Source organism: Allobacillus sp. SKP2-8, assembly GCF_007559355.1.
Lineage (GTDB): Bacteria > Bacillota > Bacilli > Bacillales > Alkalibacillaceae > Allobacillus > Allobacillus halotolerans.
In genome coordinates this window covers 1-14,638 of sequence record NZ_VMHF01000003.1, presented here as the reverse complement: position 1 = coordinate 14,638, position 14,638 = coordinate 1, and the positions used below count along the sequence as shown (strand labels likewise).

General features: G+C 39.3%; 15 protein-coding genes. 6 read left to right on the top strand and 9 right to left on the bottom strand.

Features of this window, described 5'->3' with window-relative positions:
* Nucleotides 1-564: 564 nt before the first annotated feature.
* Nucleotides 565-1,680 (bottom strand): NAD(P)/FAD-dependent oxidoreductase, encoded by a 1,116-nt coding sequence (locus FPQ10_RS04815; RefSeq protein WP_370512022.1) that lies wholly within the window; start codon nt 1,678-1,680, stop codon nt 565-567.
* A 149-nt stretch (nt 1,681-1,829) separates the two neighbouring features.
* Between FPQ10_RS04815 and FPQ10_RS04810 the strand changes: the two genes are divergently transcribed.
* Complete coding sequence (locus tag FPQ10_RS04810; protein WP_144161117.1) at nt 1,830-2,348, top strand: DUF421 domain-containing protein; 519 nt, start codon at nt 1,830-1,832, stop codon at nt 2,346-2,348.
* Between the two features lie 267 nt (nt 2,349-2,615).
* Here FPQ10_RS04810 and FPQ10_RS04805 read toward each other — a convergent pair whose 3' ends face one another.
* The 4 genes from FPQ10_RS04805 to FPQ10_RS04790 form a co-directional block, all read right to left on the bottom strand.
* Nucleotides 2,616-2,984: a hypothetical protein gene (locus FPQ10_RS04805; RefSeq protein ID WP_144161114.1), complete on the bottom strand. Its 369-nt coding sequence runs from the start codon at nt 2,982-2,984 to the stop codon at nt 2,616-2,618.
* A gap of 112 nt (nt 2,985-3,096) precedes the next feature.
* Nucleotides 3,097-4,611, bottom strand: a complete 1,515-nt coding sequence (locus FPQ10_RS04800) for a succinyl-CoA:acetate CoA-transferase ScpC (protein ID WP_144161111.1) — start codon at nt 4,609-4,611, stop codon at nt 3,097-3,099.
* A 130-nt stretch (nt 4,612-4,741) separates the two neighbouring features.
* Nucleotides 4,742-5,386 carry a LytTR family DNA-binding domain-containing protein gene (locus FPQ10_RS04795; protein ID WP_144161108.1) on the bottom strand — a complete coding sequence of 215 codons (645 nt, stop codon included), beginning with the start codon at nt 5,384-5,386 and terminating at the stop codon, nt 4,742-4,744.
* Between the two features lie 64 nt (nt 5,387-5,450).
* Entirely contained in the window at nt 5,451-6,446 is a 996-nt protein-coding gene (locus tag FPQ10_RS04790) for a YeiH family protein (protein WP_144161105.1), read from the bottom strand.
* Between the two features lie 126 nt (nt 6,447-6,572).
* Here FPQ10_RS04790 and FPQ10_RS04785 point away from each other — a divergent pair, with 126 nt between their 5' ends.
* Entirely contained in the window at nt 6,573-7,460 is an 888-nt protein-coding gene (locus FPQ10_RS04785) for a LysR family transcriptional regulator (RefSeq protein WP_144161102.1), read from the top strand.
* 411 nt (nt 7,461-7,871) lie between these two features.
* Here FPQ10_RS04785 and FPQ10_RS04780 read toward each other — a convergent pair whose 3' ends face one another.
* A complete protein-coding gene (locus tag FPQ10_RS04780) occupies nt 7,872-9,107 on the bottom strand; it encodes a hemolysin family protein (RefSeq protein ID WP_144161099.1) in 1,236 nt (411 codons plus the stop codon).
* Between the two features lie 266 nt (nt 9,108-9,373).
* Here FPQ10_RS04780 and FPQ10_RS04775 point away from each other — a divergent pair, with 266 nt between their 5' ends.
* Genes FPQ10_RS04775 through FPQ10_RS04760 form a run of 4 tightly spaced genes read left to right on the top strand, consistent with a single transcriptional unit; the run spans nt 9,374 to nt 12,427 of the window.
* On the top strand, nt 9,374-10,117 hold the full coding sequence (locus FPQ10_RS04775) for a metal ABC transporter ATP-binding protein (RefSeq protein ID WP_144161096.1): 744 nt from the start codon (nt 9,374-9,376) through the stop codon (nt 10,115-10,117).
* A complete protein-coding gene (locus tag FPQ10_RS04770; RefSeq protein ID WP_144161093.1) occupies nt 10,117-10,968 on the top strand; it encodes a metal ABC transporter permease in 852 nt (283 codons plus the stop codon). Before FPQ10_RS04775 ends, FPQ10_RS04770 begins: the two co-directional genes overlap by 1 nt.
* 34 nt (nt 10,969-11,002) lie before the next feature.
* A complete protein-coding gene (locus tag FPQ10_RS04765; RefSeq protein ID WP_144161090.1) occupies nt 11,003-11,992 on the top strand; it encodes a metal ABC transporter solute-binding protein, Zn/Mn family in 990 nt (329 codons plus the stop codon).
* 51 nt (nt 11,993-12,043) lie between these two features.
* Nucleotides 12,044-12,427 (top strand): hypothetical protein, encoded by a 384-nt coding sequence (locus tag FPQ10_RS04760; protein ID WP_144161087.1) that lies wholly within the window; start codon nt 12,044-12,046, stop codon nt 12,425-12,427.
* Between the two features lie 467 nt (nt 12,428-12,894).
* Here the strand turns inward: FPQ10_RS04760 and FPQ10_RS04755 are convergent, their stop codons facing one another.
* The 3 genes from FPQ10_RS04755 to FPQ10_RS04745 form a co-directional block, all read right to left on the bottom strand.
* Nucleotides 12,895-13,359, bottom strand: coding sequence for a hypothetical protein (locus FPQ10_RS04755; RefSeq protein ID WP_144161084.1), 465 nt, complete (start codon nt 13,357-13,359; stop codon nt 12,895-12,897).
* An 85-nt stretch (nt 13,360-13,444) separates the two neighbouring features.
* A complete protein-coding gene (locus FPQ10_RS04750; protein ID WP_144161082.1) occupies nt 13,445-13,933 on the bottom strand; it encodes a hypothetical protein in 489 nt (162 codons plus the stop codon).
* Between the two features lie 171 nt (nt 13,934-14,104).
* Nucleotides 14,105-14,485 (bottom strand): hypothetical protein, encoded by a 381-nt coding sequence (locus FPQ10_RS04745; protein WP_144161079.1) that lies wholly within the window; start codon nt 14,483-14,485, stop codon nt 14,105-14,107.
* Nucleotides 14,486-14,638 lie beyond the last annotated feature (153 nt).

Here is a 14,638-nt window from a genome sequence, read left to right as displayed (position 1 = left end):
GAGAGCGCCTATCAAATACGGAAGATGATCATTTTCTCGCGCTTCCGTTGTTGAGAGCACCTATCGAGCACGGAAGACGACCATTTTCTCGCGCTTCCGTTGTTGAGAGTGCCTATCGAGCACGGAAGACGGCCGATTTCTCGCGCTTCCGTTGTTGAGAGCGCTTATCGGACACGGAAGACGAACATTTTCTCGCGCTTCCGTTGTTGAGAGCGCTTATCGGACACGGAAGACGAACATTTTCTCGTGCTTCCGTTGTTGAGAGCGCCTATCAAGCACGGAAGACGAACATTTTCTCACGCTTCCGTTGTTGAGAGCGCTTATCGGACACGGAAGACGAACATTTTCTCGCGCTTCCGTTGTTGAGAGCGCTTATCGGACACGGAAGACGAACATTTTCTCGCGCTTCCGTTGTTGAGAGCACCTATCGAGTACGGAAGACGACCATTTTCTCGCGCTTCCGTTGTTGAGAGCGCTTATCGGACACGTATTAACTTTTCATTCACAAAAAAACTCCCCATAGTCAACCAGTTTTCTGGTCTTATGAGGAAGTTGTTATTTTTATTAAGTTTCATCCATCGCTTGTTCAACATTGTAAGGGGTAAGATCAATTTCTACATCTTGCCCTGTCGCTAACTGTGATAATAAATATCCTAAATAAGGTCCGCTCGTTAAACCTGAGGAACCTAATCCATTGGCGACAAATAGATTTTCAGTTTTAGGAGCTGGTCCAATTAATGGGAGCGAGTTTGGCGTGAACGGGCGGAATCCAACTCGGACTTCTTTAAACGTTGCATGGTTTAACCCCGGTGCAGCTGAAAGAACATTATTCAATATTTCATGAATTCCTTCTGCTGTAGCTCGGTGATCAAAACCGACATCGTCTTCGTGCGTTGCCCCGACAATCACTCGTCCGCTGCGGTTTGTTAATAGATACAATTTATTTAAACCGATAATTACCGGCCAATTTCCTGGGTCTTGATCAGGCAATTCTAAATGAAGTATTTGTGCACGTTGTGAGCGAACATTAAATTGAAGTCCAAGATCACTCAATAATTGATTTGACCAAGCGCCTGTCGTATCAATTACTTGGTCGACATCTATGGTTTCTTGACCGGCATGAACTGCACTCACTCGATTTCCATCTCGGATAAGTGTTGCATCTGCGTTCACATACCGCGCTCCATGTTTTTGTGCCGCGCGCAATAGCGAATCTTTCAGAGCTCGACCATTCACCCGAGCTCCTCCTGCAATGTGTACGGATTGAAATTCCGTACCCAACGCTGGAAAATAAGCTTGTGTTTCTTCTTCATTCAATTTCGTAAGTTCCCCGATTTCTGGGGCATCTTTTCTTCTTTCCACACCTCGCTGATACATTTTTTCAATAATATCTGGGTCGCGGTGTAAGTGAAGGGCGCCCACTTTTTCATATCCCGTATTCGATTCACCGTCTTCTTTTAGTTGGTTCACCAAATCAGGATAGTAGCGCGCTCCGTTTTTTACAAGCACGTACCAATCTTTATTGCGGCGCTGAGTTAACCAAGGGCAGACGATTCCCGCTGCCGCGTGTGAAGCTCTGCCAGGTTCTTCTCGGTCAATAATCGTTACATCTTCTCCCTTTTTAGCTAAATGATACGCACAGGATGCGCCCAATATACCTGCCCCGATGACAGTAATCATATATTTTATCCTCCTCGTTCGTTCACATTTCTTCATATGTAGAATGACTGATTTCTTTATTTTCACATAGGAAGGAGTCGATTTAAAATCATTTGGATTGTTTAACCGGATCGTTGCAAGGAAATAAAACAGAAATAGGAGGCGGTTGTATGTTTTTTAATGGCTGGGAACCACTCATACGAATTCTTATTTTAGGGATTTCGAGTTACTTTTTCCTAATATTTTTCTTGCGCATATCCGGTAAACGTACATTATCTAAAATGAACATGTTTGATTTAATTATTACCGTTGCCCTTGGTTCCACATTTGCAACGATCATATTAAACAGCAAAATATCCTTATCCGAGGGGATTGTTGCTCTCGGTCTGTTGACATTTCTGCAATATCTCGTTGCATGGTTATCGGTTCGGTCAAAAACATTCCGTAACCTAATCAAATCAACACCTGTTCTGTTATTTTACGAAGGAAGATATAAAACAGATGCCATGAAGGTAAATCGTGTCCATCGTTCTGAGATCCTACAATCTGTGCGCGAACAAGGTATCGGATCGTTGGATCAAGTGAAAGCGGTCGTCATGGAGACGAACGGTTCATTATCGATTATTAAAAAAGCAAATAATGATGATGAGAATGCTTTGCAGAATGTTACTGAGCTAGATGGAAAATAGGATGGGAATTTGATTTGACGTGGAAACGGATTCTCGTGGACCTTTTTACATGCTTGATAGACGCGTCCAGATGTTGAGACGAATTCTCGATGATCTTTTACATGCTTGACAGACCCGGCCTGGTTTTGAGTTGTCTGCTTTGAACTGCACCCATCATTGCAAACGCATAAAGAGGAGTCTTCTTTCGGAAGAAGATTAAAAAGAAAAATGCTTCTTCAAATAGTTTGTCACTATGAGAAGGAGCATTTTTACGAGATATAGTTGAAGTTATTTTTTAACTGTACTTCTTGGAACAGCAGCATGACTCTTCTCCATATGACGATGATTCTGTTTTATTTGGTTGCCTTTTTGAATCGCGTCTCTTGCTCGTTCCTTATCTCCCATCAATTGGTAGCCATGAGATAGACTGATATACGTGTCCGCTAACGCCTCTGAAGGCAATCCTAAACGAATGGCACGTTCAAAATAAGGTACAGATTCTGTTTCCTTTCCCACTAACATTAAACTTTGTGCACATTCATAGTTAATGGAAGCATAAAAAGGATAGATTTCAGCTAAACGGATCAATAGGACGGTTGATTTATTGAACTCTCCATTTTTTCGTAATACCATTGCTCGATTTAATTCTTCTTCCACCTTATTCACTCCTTATGATGGACGACTTATGATATGTATTCGATTAAAAACGCAAAAAAGTGGCTATCTTTTATCAATTGATAGCCACTTTCTTCATATTGCTCTATTTTATTTATACATATGCAGGTTGTTTCTCGAGCATTGTTCCTTCTTCCGCAAACCGCGTATGCCAAGATAATGCTTTTTCCAATACGTGTGGTGTTTGTCCGCCACGTGTTTTTGCTTCTTCATAGTATTCACGAAGTTGTTCTTTATATAATGGATGCACACAGTTATCAATAATTTTTTCTACACGTTCTCTCGGTGCAAGACCGCGAAGATCTGCGTATCCTTGCTCGGTAACGAGAACGTCTACATCATGTTCCGTGTGATCCACATGGGGAACAAATGGCACGACACTTGAGATATCGCCATTTTTCGCAATGGATTTCGTTACGAAAATTCCAAGGCGTGCGTTTCTCGCAAAGTCACCAGAACCACCGATTCCGTTCATCATCTTCGTTCCACCGACATGTGTGGAGTTCACATTTCCGTAAATGTCGAACTCAAGCGCTGTATTGATGGAAATCAAGCCCATTCGACGGATTAATTCCGGCTGGTTGGAAATTTCCTGCGCACGCATAACGAGACGATCTTTATATTCCTCGAAGTTCTCAAAAACTTTTTTCATTTTTTCTTCTGACAATGTGATGGAACATGCAGAGGCAAAGTTAACTTTACCAGCATCGATCAAATCGAACACCGCATCTTGCAATACTTCTGAGTAAACCTTCAAATCTTCAAAATCAGAATCCAATAATCCGTGTAAAACCGCATTCGCAATGGATCCAATTCCGGATTGAAGTGGTGCCAAGTTCTTGGTTAATCGACCTGCTTCGACTTCATTTTCAAGAAAACGAATGAGGTGGCCAGCCATCAGCTTTGTCTCTTCATCTGGGGGAACAATTGGAGATGGAGAATCCGCTTGATTTGTGAAGACGATTCCTTTGATTTTAGCTGGATCGACTTTGATTCCTTTTACACCGATTCGATCTTCTGGTTTCGTAATCTCGATTGGTCCGCGTTCACCTTGTTTCTCTAATGAAAACAAGTCATGAACCCCTTCAAGAGAAGTTGGCTGTGCCACATTTAATTCGATTAAAACATTCTCAGCATACTCCACGAAAATAGCAGAGTTTCCAATCGATGTCGATGGAATAATCATACCATCTTCTGAAATAGATACCGCTTCCACAATAGCGTAATCAATTTTGTCTAACGTGCCTTGACGCAACATTTCGGATGTGTGAGACAAGTGCTGATCGACAAAATAAAATTCACCATCGTTTAATTTTTTACGCATCGTTGCATCCGCTTGGAATGGCAAACGTTTGTTTAAAATTCCCGCTTCAGCAAATAATTTATCCACATCAGAGCCTAAAGAAGCTCCTGTGTAAACGTTTACTTTTAATGGGTCCGTTTTCGCTCTGTCTACCAATGCGAAAGGTATTGCTTTTGCATCGCCAGCTCGTGTGAAACCGCTTAACCCTAACGTCATACCATCCTGAATCCAGGAAGCAGCTTCCTCCGCTGATACGACATTATTTCGCAGTTCCGGCTGGTGAATACGTTCATAACCCTTTTCCATAAAACACCCCGCCTTTCAATGTAAACCTTTTCATATATAGTTTACCCAATTTATTGGTGTTGAGGGGCGTTTTCGGACAGACGCTTCCACTTCATGATCGAAACAGTAGATTTATGCATGAGCCAGCAAATTAAAATCCCAGCAATTTTCTGAAATAACTAGAGTGTGTTTGACTGACAGGAATCTTTGCGCCGTTCTTCATTTTCAGCTCAAATGTCGAATGAGTATTCGGATAAATTGCTTCAATATGATGGATATTGATCACAAACGAACGGTGACATCGAATAAAACGATCTCGTGGCAAGAAAAAATCGAATTCATTCAGCGAATTTCGATGTGTCCCAGATGTGTTCTTGCCGATCACGTACGTTTTACGGTTCTTTGCTTCAATATACAAAATATCTTCAAAAGGCATCGGAATCCACCCATCTGCTACTTGTACCGTCACCACGGATAAAGCATCACTTAAAGCAGGGAAAACAGCAGTCACACACCCCGCGATTCGCCCGTTATGCTTGTACGGTACCGCCATGCCGTAATAAGGAACACCAAACACGTCACGGTCGATGTATTCCGAGACCTTTTGTTTTAACTTTAAAGCTTTCGCTGTAATGGTCCCTTCAACGACTGGGTCACCGGGTTTGATTTTCAAATCGATCCGCTCACTCGGTCGATAATAAAGATAATTTTTAGTGTCAGACAGAACGATTGATGTCTCCTCGGTGTATAAATCACCGATGATATCAATCAACGTTTCTGCACGGATGTTTAACATGTTCATCACCTAGTTTACGCTATTTATCGTTCTTATTTTATCAAAAATATGAACGCTTTCTGACTTAACCGATCCATTGAATAAGAATATAGGTAAGTAACGAAAGAATAATCGATCCGTATAATCCCGCCTTTAACGCATTGATTCCATTGCTTTTGAACGAAGACAGTTGGACATTCAATCCAATACCAACCATCGCCATCCCCATCAGTAGATAGGATCCATCAATGATTCGGTCAGCTATATTTTCTGGAATCTGAAAAATCGTATTCAACGTACTCATGATCGCAAATCCGAAAATAAACCAAGGCACCATCGATAAGGAAAAACGTTTCGATGATTCCTCTTTTTCTTTTTTCGCGAATACAAATCCAATGAAAATAATGACCGGAACGAGTAAAGCCACACGGATTAATTTGACTAATACAGCCAGATCGACAGCTTCACTTCCACCGGCAGCTCCAGCTGCAACTACGTGGGCGACTTCATGTAATGTCGAACCTGAAAACATGCCGTATTGGTCAGCTGTAAAGTTCATATATTGATACCCTATAGAATACACCAAGGTAAATATGGTTCCCAATAAAGCGATTGTTCCTGTAGCAATTGCAATATCATTATTTTTCGTTTTAATTTGTGGTGCTGTCGCAATGATTGCAGCCGCTCCGCATATGGCCGTTCCACAAGCTGTTAAAATGCCAAGCTTCTGGTCAACTTTTAATAGTTTACTAAACGCATAAACAACTGTAAAACCTATAACTACCGCAAAAACGGCCAACAAAATAACCTGCCAGCCTGCTTCATAAATTTCGTATAAATTCAATTGCACACCTAAGAGAATAATCCCTAAACGTAATAGTTTTTTCGTCGAGAATTGGATTCCTGGTTCGAGCTTCTTATTTTCTTTGAAAATCATTCGCCAGACCATTCCTAATAAAATGGCGATGACGAGCGGTCCCATAATTGATAAGAAAGGAAGCTTCGCCAATTGAATGGCTAACGAAGCCAAAATTAACGCAACGAAGAGACCTGGAAAGTACCCTTTTTTGAAAAAATCCATACTGACACTCAACCCCTTTTCTACTTTCACTTTAATAAACAGGGGTTGATTAGTAAAATAGATAATAATGATGATTTCTATTAGAAATACTAATAGTTATTTTTTGCAAAAAAGGAGTGTACTTAAATGAATGTTGATGCGTTCCGAACGTTCATGACCCTTGCTGAATTGAAAAATTTCACGAAAACAGCTCAGGCTTTGTATATCTCTCAACCGAGTGTCAGTATGCATATCCGGTCGCTGGAAAATGAATTAAATACAGAACTGTTTATCCGCTCACCAAAAAAGCTTCAAATTACGCCAACAGGTGAATTGCTTTATGAACGCATTAAACAACTTTTCTCAATCTACGAGCAAACTGTTGAAGATATTTTGGAAATTCAACAATCTGTCCAAGGTAAGCTTTCAATCGGTGCGAGCTTTACGGTCGGAGAATACATTGTTCCTTCGTTGATGAAGAGCATGCAATCGGCTTATCCTGAGGTAGAGTTTGATATTACGATTGGGAATACCGATGAAATTATTCAGCTCGTTCAACAGTTGGATGTCGATCTCGGCTTGATTGAGGGACAAACGAGCTCAAAAGATTTACATGTAGAACCGTTTATGGAAGACGAGCTATTTATCGTTGCCGCTCCGAATCACCCGTTGTCCAAAAAGGAAACCGTAATGATCGATGATTTACAAGACCAAGTGTGGATCAGTCGCGAAGAAGGTTCGGGTACACGGGAGTATCTTTCCCACCTCATTCGATCAAACGGCTTACGACCAAAATCTATGCTGTCTATTTCCAGCAATCAAGCCATTAAAGAAAGCATTATTGAAGGGATGGGTCTATCTCTTTTATCCAAGCATGTATGCAAAAGAGAATTGGAACAAAATCTATTAACGAAGCTACCACTCGAAAAGGAACCATTCACGCGAACCTTTTCGAGCATCACCTCTCCTTTGCTCGTCAACAAACGCAATGTTGAGGCATTTTTTCGTGAAATAGAAAATTTGGAAGACCGGTAGTCTACTGAGGGACCATATATTTCAGCTTAGGGAGCAAATTTTATTAAGTTGGGAGCATATTTACCGAAGTTGGACGTATATATAGTCATTCAGGGTGCATATCCGACCATCTTGGCACATATACTTCTCTATTGGTCTCATTTATTCTCGAAAAAACGAGTGAGCTAACCGCTTCACTCGTCTTCATGTCGAGGTCGATGCATTTTTTCGCAAAATTGAAAGCTTGGAAGACCGGTAGTCTACTGAGGGACCATATATTTCAGCTTAGGGAGCAAATTTTATTAAGTTGGGAGCATATTTACCGAAGTTGGACGTATATATAATCATTCAGGGTGCATATCCGACCATCTTGGCACATATACTTCTCTATTGGTCCCATTTATTCTCGAAAAAACGAGTGAGCTAACCGCTTCACTCGTCTTCACTCATTTTAGTAATCTTCACTTTCCCTATCGTCCGTCTATCCAGCTCCAAAATGGAGAACTTCAATCCTTCGTATTCAAATTCCTGATCCTGCTTCGGAAAGTCCGTCAGTTCTTTTAGGATAAATCCTGCCAGCACGTCCTCTTCTTCTGGAATCTTTGTTTGGAATAGAGAGTTCAACCGATGTAGCGTGATCTTTCCATCGCAAATGATTTCATTTTCCGAGAGCTTCTCAATTAATGGATCGTCTGTCGGATCAAGTTCATCTTCAATTTCAAGTCCAATCATCGCTTCAATCATATCTTCCATACTTAAAATGCCCTCTGTTCCACCATATTCATCAAGGACAATGGCCATATGTTTATTTTCCTTGATCATTCGCTTGAACACCCATTCGCTATTATGGAACTCATACACAATAAGTGGGTGCATATCCGCGAAGTCTGTAAGTCTTTTTTCTGGTTCGGCTGACCATTGAATAAGGAATTTTGAATGAAAGATTCCAATCAAGTGATCAATCGTTTCATCATAAACAGGATACCGGGTGTATGGATTAGCGATGACAATCTCTCTCACTACTTCATACGTTGAATTATGTGGCAAGCCAACGATTTCTACACGCGGTGTCTTTAACACATCTTTTACATTCAATCGGTTAAAATCCAAAACCCCGATGATACGGCTTGATTCTTCTCTCTGAAACGTTCCCTCTGAATCGGCCATCTCCACCATTGTCCGAAGCTCTTCTTTTGAATAGGTATTAACGTTTTTCTGACCCTTCGACAAAGCTTTCGTGAGCATGCCTGTTAACCAATTCAATACGATCGTGAATGGTTTGAAAATAAACGTAAAAAACCGAATGATCGGATAGACAAGCATGCTGATCCGATCAGGAAAAGTAGCAGCAACCGATTTCGGAAAAACTTCAGCGAACACAATAACGGTAATGGTTAAGATGGCTGATGCGATTCCAACATTGACGCCTTGCTGAATGGCGAATGTCGTCACTAAGGTTGGCAGCAAAATGTTTGCGATATTATTGCCGATTAAAATCGTCGTAATAAATTCGCTCGGTTTCGATACCAAGTCCAATAGTTTACCCGCTTTCGCATTCCCTTGATTATATTGCGTTCGCAAACGCATTTTATTGGAAGCTGTCAAAGCTGTTTCACTACCTGAGAAAAACAGTGAAACAAACAGCAATAAAATGATGGCTATGATCATGATTCGCTCTCCTCCATCTAGATAAGTATGTATGCTTCTTACTATAACCACTCTTTGTTATTTACATTTCACTTTTATTGAAATTATAAACGCGTTCTAGCAATGATGCACATGATAAAGCGGTTAACTTTCGACTTTATCCAAAAACACCTTTACAAAAAAATAAAAATTGATTATAATACAGCTAATCAAATGTTTCCCTTAGGAAACTTTATTTTCCTTAGGCAACTCGTCTGTTTTATAAAATTGTAAAGAAGGTGAGCGACATGAAACGTAAAGTAGAAATCAATCACTTAACTGTTTCTTATTATGGAAACGAAGTGGTAAGAGATGTCTCGTGCTCTTTTGATACGGGGAATCTGATCGGCATTGTCGGCCCGAATGGTGCCGGTAAATCCACCATGATGAAAGCTGCTCTGGGATTAATTCCTAAAGACGATGGTCATGTTGAAATAGCTGGAGAACCGATTCACCGTGTTCGGAAAGAAATCGCGTATGTTCCACAACGAAATAATATCGATTGGGATTTCCCTATTCTTGTTAAGGATGTTGTATTGTTAGGGACTTATCCGCATCGAGGAATTTTCAAGCGTCCACGAAAGAAAGATCGCGAATGGGCTATGCAATGTTTGGAAAGAGTCGGAATGGAAGATTTTTATAATCGACAAATAGCAGAACTTTCAGGAGGGCAACAACAGCGTGTATTTCTTGCTCGGGCGTTGGCGCAAAAGGCGGATTACTTTTTCTTAGACGAACCATTCGTCGGTATTGACGTAGGCAGCGAAGAAGTAATTATTCGCATTTTAAAACAGTTGCGAGATCAAGGAAAAACGATATTCGTCGTGCACCACGACCTTTCAAAAGTCGAAAATTACTTCGATGATTTAATTTTAATCAACAAAGAGCTTTACGGTGCTGGACCTGTCAACAAAGTATTCCAACCGGAAAATATGGAAAGATGCTTTAAGATGAGAATTGGCTTACCTTCAAGTTTGGGGGTCGAAGTGTAATGGAATTTTTTCAAGATTTAATGGCGTATGAATTTCTGCAAAAAGCATTTATTACCTCCATTATGGTTGGCATTATATGTGGCGTGATTGGTAGTTTCATCATATTACGTGGCATGGCTTTGATGGGGGATGCAATCTCGCACGCCGTCTTACCTGGAGTTGCGATTTCTTATATGTTAGGAATCAATTTCTTTTATGGCGCAGTTGTCACGGGTGTATTGACATCATTGGGAATCGGAGCCATCAGTCAAAACAGCCGGATTAAAAACGATTCCTCGATTGGAATCGTCTTCGCAGCTATGTTTGCGCTCGGGATTATTCTCATTACATCTGCACAAAGTGCGATTGACTTAACACAAATTCTTTTCGGCAATGTGTTGTCTGTTCGTACTTCTGATGTGATTGTCACCCTTGTTGTTGGAGTTGTTGTCCTATTAGCCGTTTATCTATTTTATAAGGAACTGCTTGTTTCCAGTTTTGATGAAACGATGGCTGCAGCTTATGGATTAAAAGTACGTATGATTCATTACGGCATCATGGTATTACTAACACTGGTTACGGTTGCTTCTCTTCAAACAGTGGGCGTCGTTCTTGTCATAGCGATGCTAATCACACCGGCAGCCACAGCTTATCTACTGACAAACCGTCTATCCACCATGATCTTTTTAGCAGCCTTTTTTGGGGCAGCATCTTCTGTGATCGGGCTTTATGTCAGCTTCACGTATAATTTGCCATCTGGCCCAGTGATCGTACTAGTAGCAACAGCTATTTTTGCTTTTATGTTCCTTTTTTCACCAAAGCAAGGGGTCGTCGGACGAATGCTTCAATCGAATAGAAGAAAAGTAGCTTAAGAATAAATAAAGATAAAGGGAGAGTATGAAAATAATGAAACCTGTATTAAGGAGTATGTATCTAGCAAGTTTAATTTTACTTCTAGTATTTCTCGCAGCATGTGGAGGTGAGGACACCACTTCAGCCGCCGACCAGGAAGGCTCAGCAAACGACGCTGAAGAAACAAGTGCAAATGAAGATAAGTTGCAAGTCGTTTCTTCTTTTACGATTATTACAGACATGGTAAGAGAAGTCGGTGGCGATAAGGTAGATGTTCATAACTTAGTGCCTACTGGGACGGATCCACATGAGTACGAACCATTACCAGAAGACACCAAGAAAGCAGCAGACGCTGATGTTTTGTTCTATAATGGCATGAACTTAGAAGGCGGAGAAGATGGTTGGTTTTTCAAAATGATTGATTCTGTCGGCCAAGATCATGCTAAAGTATATAGCTTAACCGAGCAAATCGAACCGATGTATTTACGTGATGAAACAACAAATGAAGAAGAAATTAATCCACATTCTTTCATTGACCCTGTCGTAGGAATTCAGATGGTAAAAGATATGCGGGACGCATTTGTAGAAGTCGATCCAGACAACAAGGACTATTATGAGAAACGGGCAAGTGACTATTTAGATCGACTAGGTGAATTAGAAAAAGAGTATGCAGATCGATTAGGAGAGCTCCCTGAAGAAAATAAAGTTTTAGTAACGAGCGAATGCGCATTCCAATACATGCTTGACCGGTATGACATGAAAGAAGCGTGTATTTGGAAAGTTGACACCGAAGAAAATGGTTCTCCAGGACAGATTACTTCTTTACTAAAATTCATTGAAGAAGAAAATGTACCTCTTCTATTTTTAGAATCCAATGTTGATCCAAGACCTATGGAAACTGTTTCAAAAGAGTCAGGTGTGGAAATATTTGAGAAGCCAATCTATTCAGATGAGATTGGAAAGCCTGGTGATGAAGTCGATACGTATGTCAAATACCTAACCTATAATATCAACATTATCTCTGAAGGTCTTAGCCAACAATAAAAAAATTTTTGATGGTTGGTACCTTTTTGGTTTAAATGTTTGTCATCATTTATGGTAAGTAAAATTAATAAAAAACGACAACAATCAGCTGTAAGTGCATATGGTGAAGGACAAGAAAATGAAAAAGAAAGTAAAACTGAAAACACAAGCAGTAGCCCACAAAACAAGAACACTCAGAAGAAATCAACAAAACAACAAGAAAAGAGTAACTCAGAAAAGATTAGTAATGAGTTTGACATTTATGAAGAGTTGACTCAAAAACAGAAACCGAAAAACGTCTTAAGTGGGTTTCACCTTGAACCTCAGGTTGTTGAGGGGTTAGAGGAACTAGCGAAAAAATATGAGGCTGAAACAGGAATGAAGAAGGGTTTTAAGTCTGACTTAGTGAACAATATTTTAAAAATATATCTTGAAAGAAAAGGCGTCATAAAATAAGAACTCTTGTTCTGATTGGTCTGTTTTTATGGTATAATAGAGTTATCCCTTTTCCAAACAATTAATATTGTTTAAGGGAAGAAGATTCTTTCTTCTGGAAAGGGGTGAATAGGTATGGATGAAGTGCTGATTCTTGTTACGTCAGTTATCAACCTTGTGATAGCCATAATTAACTTGGCCGTTGCAAGAGTGAACTATCGTAACAAGAAAAGGGATTCCCGCTCGGCTAAGCGAAAATCCCGGTAAACTTCAAGGGTTTGAAGATTCCCTAAAGGGTTTCTTCACTCCCGACCATATTCTATTCTTATTATATCCGAAATATACAAATGTTACAAGAAATGAGGTTGCGGTATGTATTGGTTAGCGTTCATCTTTTCAATCCTTGCTTTATTTATTTCCATTTATTCACTGATCCTTACGCGGAAGAAGTAAACTGTACCCTGACTTAATATAGTGAGAACTTTTGCTTATTTGACTGTTTTCCAGTCCACTTCCTCTTGATTTAGTACTTGTTTGAAATTGTTATTTTCTACTATGGTATAGTATTTTGAATCACCTACAATTATATCACTATCTGCCATATTAAAGGTAAAGTCTTTTTTAGTATGAACAAAGTTCACACGAATAATGTAAAACGAAGTGGTATGGGAACTTTTACTTTTAAAACCTTTGTTTCTCTTGAGTTTCATATTTGCTGACTTTTTCAATAATCTTTTTATCGTCTCTTGCTCTTTAATTGATACTCTCCTTTCTTCTATTCTTTTTCCGTTGTCATCCCTAATTGTCTCATTAATAATAATATCTTTAATGTCATTTTCTTCGTACAAGGAAGGTAAGGCTTCTTTAAAGGTAGTTGTTGCTTTAAAATAGAATGTATATATAATGAAGATTGCTACACAAACAATGACAAAGAAATAAAGCCACTTTTTCACCAGTTATTCCCCCCAGTTTCTTTAAAATAGTAAAAACACCTCTAAGTTATTATAACATCCTTAGAGGCGTTTTTAGAATATTTAATTAACCATATTGTGGGCTGATCCATTGTCCATTTGAAAGTTGCATTCGATTGATTCGATATGCTTTTCCTTTATGATCACCGTAAGGGTTACCACGAGGGTACCTGTTTAATCGTCCGTCAGCAGTTTGAAATTCGTGGTAATACATGGTAACGTCTAAATTTATAATGTCATTCGCATAGCAATAATCTCTTAGTTCAATACACATATTTTCTCCATTAAGAAACCCTTCTAACTGAGTTCGGTTAACAGAATTAGCAATTTCCGCAACGTTATCAACTACAACGCCAATAGCTGAAGTAGTTTTGCTCATTTTATAGAACAAAGAAAAAACAGTAGAAACAACTCCTGATACTGTATTGTAAATATGATTTTTAGAAACACCATAATACCCGTTATAATACTGTTCGTCACACAGTTCAGCCATATCGTTAAGCTGACTCGGGCTTTTCGTTGTTCTCATCCAACCTTCTTCAACAAGTCTTGCCATAATACCACTCCTTATAATTATTTGATGTACCGTACATCTATTTAATAAAGAGGTTTTAACTTAGTTTTCTAAACCAAATTTAAAATTTTTTTAAAAATAAAACCGCACCCTAATTTTAGAGTACGGTTTTACTTCTCATAGAATACGAAGGTGGATATATTCAATTAATTTTTACTTGCCTGAATCATATTTTAATTGGTTACTCATTTTCATCAATAACTCATAAAAATGTGGCAAATCTCCTTGATTAGCATATCCTAAATGATGTGAAAACACTCTAGGATGATGTAGATTGTGTGATTGATATTTAGTGTATTTGACTGCTTCATCACGAACGAAAAAGAATGCAACATCTTCCCAATATTCTTCTACCCAAGCCATAGTGAAGAAGTTCACTCCGTATGCTTGAAAATAATCTTCGTAATCAAGGATGAAATACATCTCACCATCAACACCTATAAAATCTGAGCAGCCATCTGCTTCCTTAAAAGAAATGATTTCAATAGGACACTCTTCATTAATCCATTCATAATATTTATTAATAGCTTCCATCTCTGTTTTATTCTAAACTCTCTTCGTCCAAACACTTTTTCCTTGAATATGAGTTTGATTTTAATATTTTTTTTAAGTGAATAAATTTCATAAATCTTAGCCCTTACAGGGCAAGGGTTTCAAAACACAAAAAAGGAAGTACCTCCCCAAAGT

What these genes read in the sequence shown, in the direction of transcription:
- FPQ10_RS04815 (WP_370512022.1), bottom strand. Translation starts at nt 1,680, where the DNA reads ATGATTACTGTCATCGGGGCAGGTATATTGGGCGCATCCTGTGCGTAT.
- FPQ10_RS04810 (WP_144161117.1), top strand. Translation starts at nt 1,830, where the DNA reads ATGTTTTTTAATGGCTGGGAACCACTCATACGAATTCTTATTTTAGGG.
- FPQ10_RS04800 (WP_144161111.1), bottom strand. Translation starts at nt 4,611, where the DNA reads ATGGAAAAGGGTTATGAACGTATTCACCAGCCGGAACTGCGAAATAAT.
- FPQ10_RS04795 (WP_144161108.1), bottom strand. Translation starts at nt 5,386, where the DNA reads ATGTTAAACATCCGTGCAGAAACGTTGATTGATATCATCGGTGATTTA.
- FPQ10_RS04790 (WP_144161105.1), bottom strand. Translation starts at nt 6,446, where the DNA reads ATGGATTTTTTCAAAAAAGGGTACTTTCCAGGTCTCTTCGTTGCGTTA.
- FPQ10_RS04785 (WP_144161102.1), top strand. Translation starts at nt 6,573, where the DNA reads ATGAATGTTGATGCGTTCCGAACGTTCATGACCCTTGCTGAATTGAAA.
- FPQ10_RS04780 (WP_144161099.1), bottom strand. Translation starts at nt 9,107, where the DNA reads ATGATCATAGCCATCATTTTATTGCTGTTTGTTTCACTGTTTTTCTCA.
- FPQ10_RS04775 (WP_144161096.1), top strand. Translation starts at nt 9,374, where the DNA reads ATGAAACGTAAAGTAGAAATCAATCACTTAACTGTTTCTTATTATGGA.
- FPQ10_RS04770 (WP_144161093.1), top strand. Translation starts at nt 10,117, where the DNA reads ATGGAATTTTTTCAAGATTTAATGGCGTATGAATTTCTGCAAAAAGCA.
- FPQ10_RS04765 (WP_144161090.1), top strand. Translation starts at nt 11,003, where the DNA reads ATGAAACCTGTATTAAGGAGTATGTATCTAGCAAGTTTAATTTTACTT.
- FPQ10_RS04760 (WP_144161087.1), top strand. Translation starts at nt 12,044, where the DNA reads ATGGTAAGTAAAATTAATAAAAAACGACAACAATCAGCTGTAAGTGCA.
- FPQ10_RS04750 (WP_144161082.1), bottom strand. Translation starts at nt 13,933, where the DNA reads ATGGCAAGACTTGTTGAAGAAGGTTGGATGAGAACAACGAAAAGCCCG.
- FPQ10_RS04745 (WP_144161079.1), bottom strand. Translation starts at nt 14,485, where the DNA reads ATGGAAGCTATTAATAAATATTATGAATGGATTAATGAAGAGTGTCCT.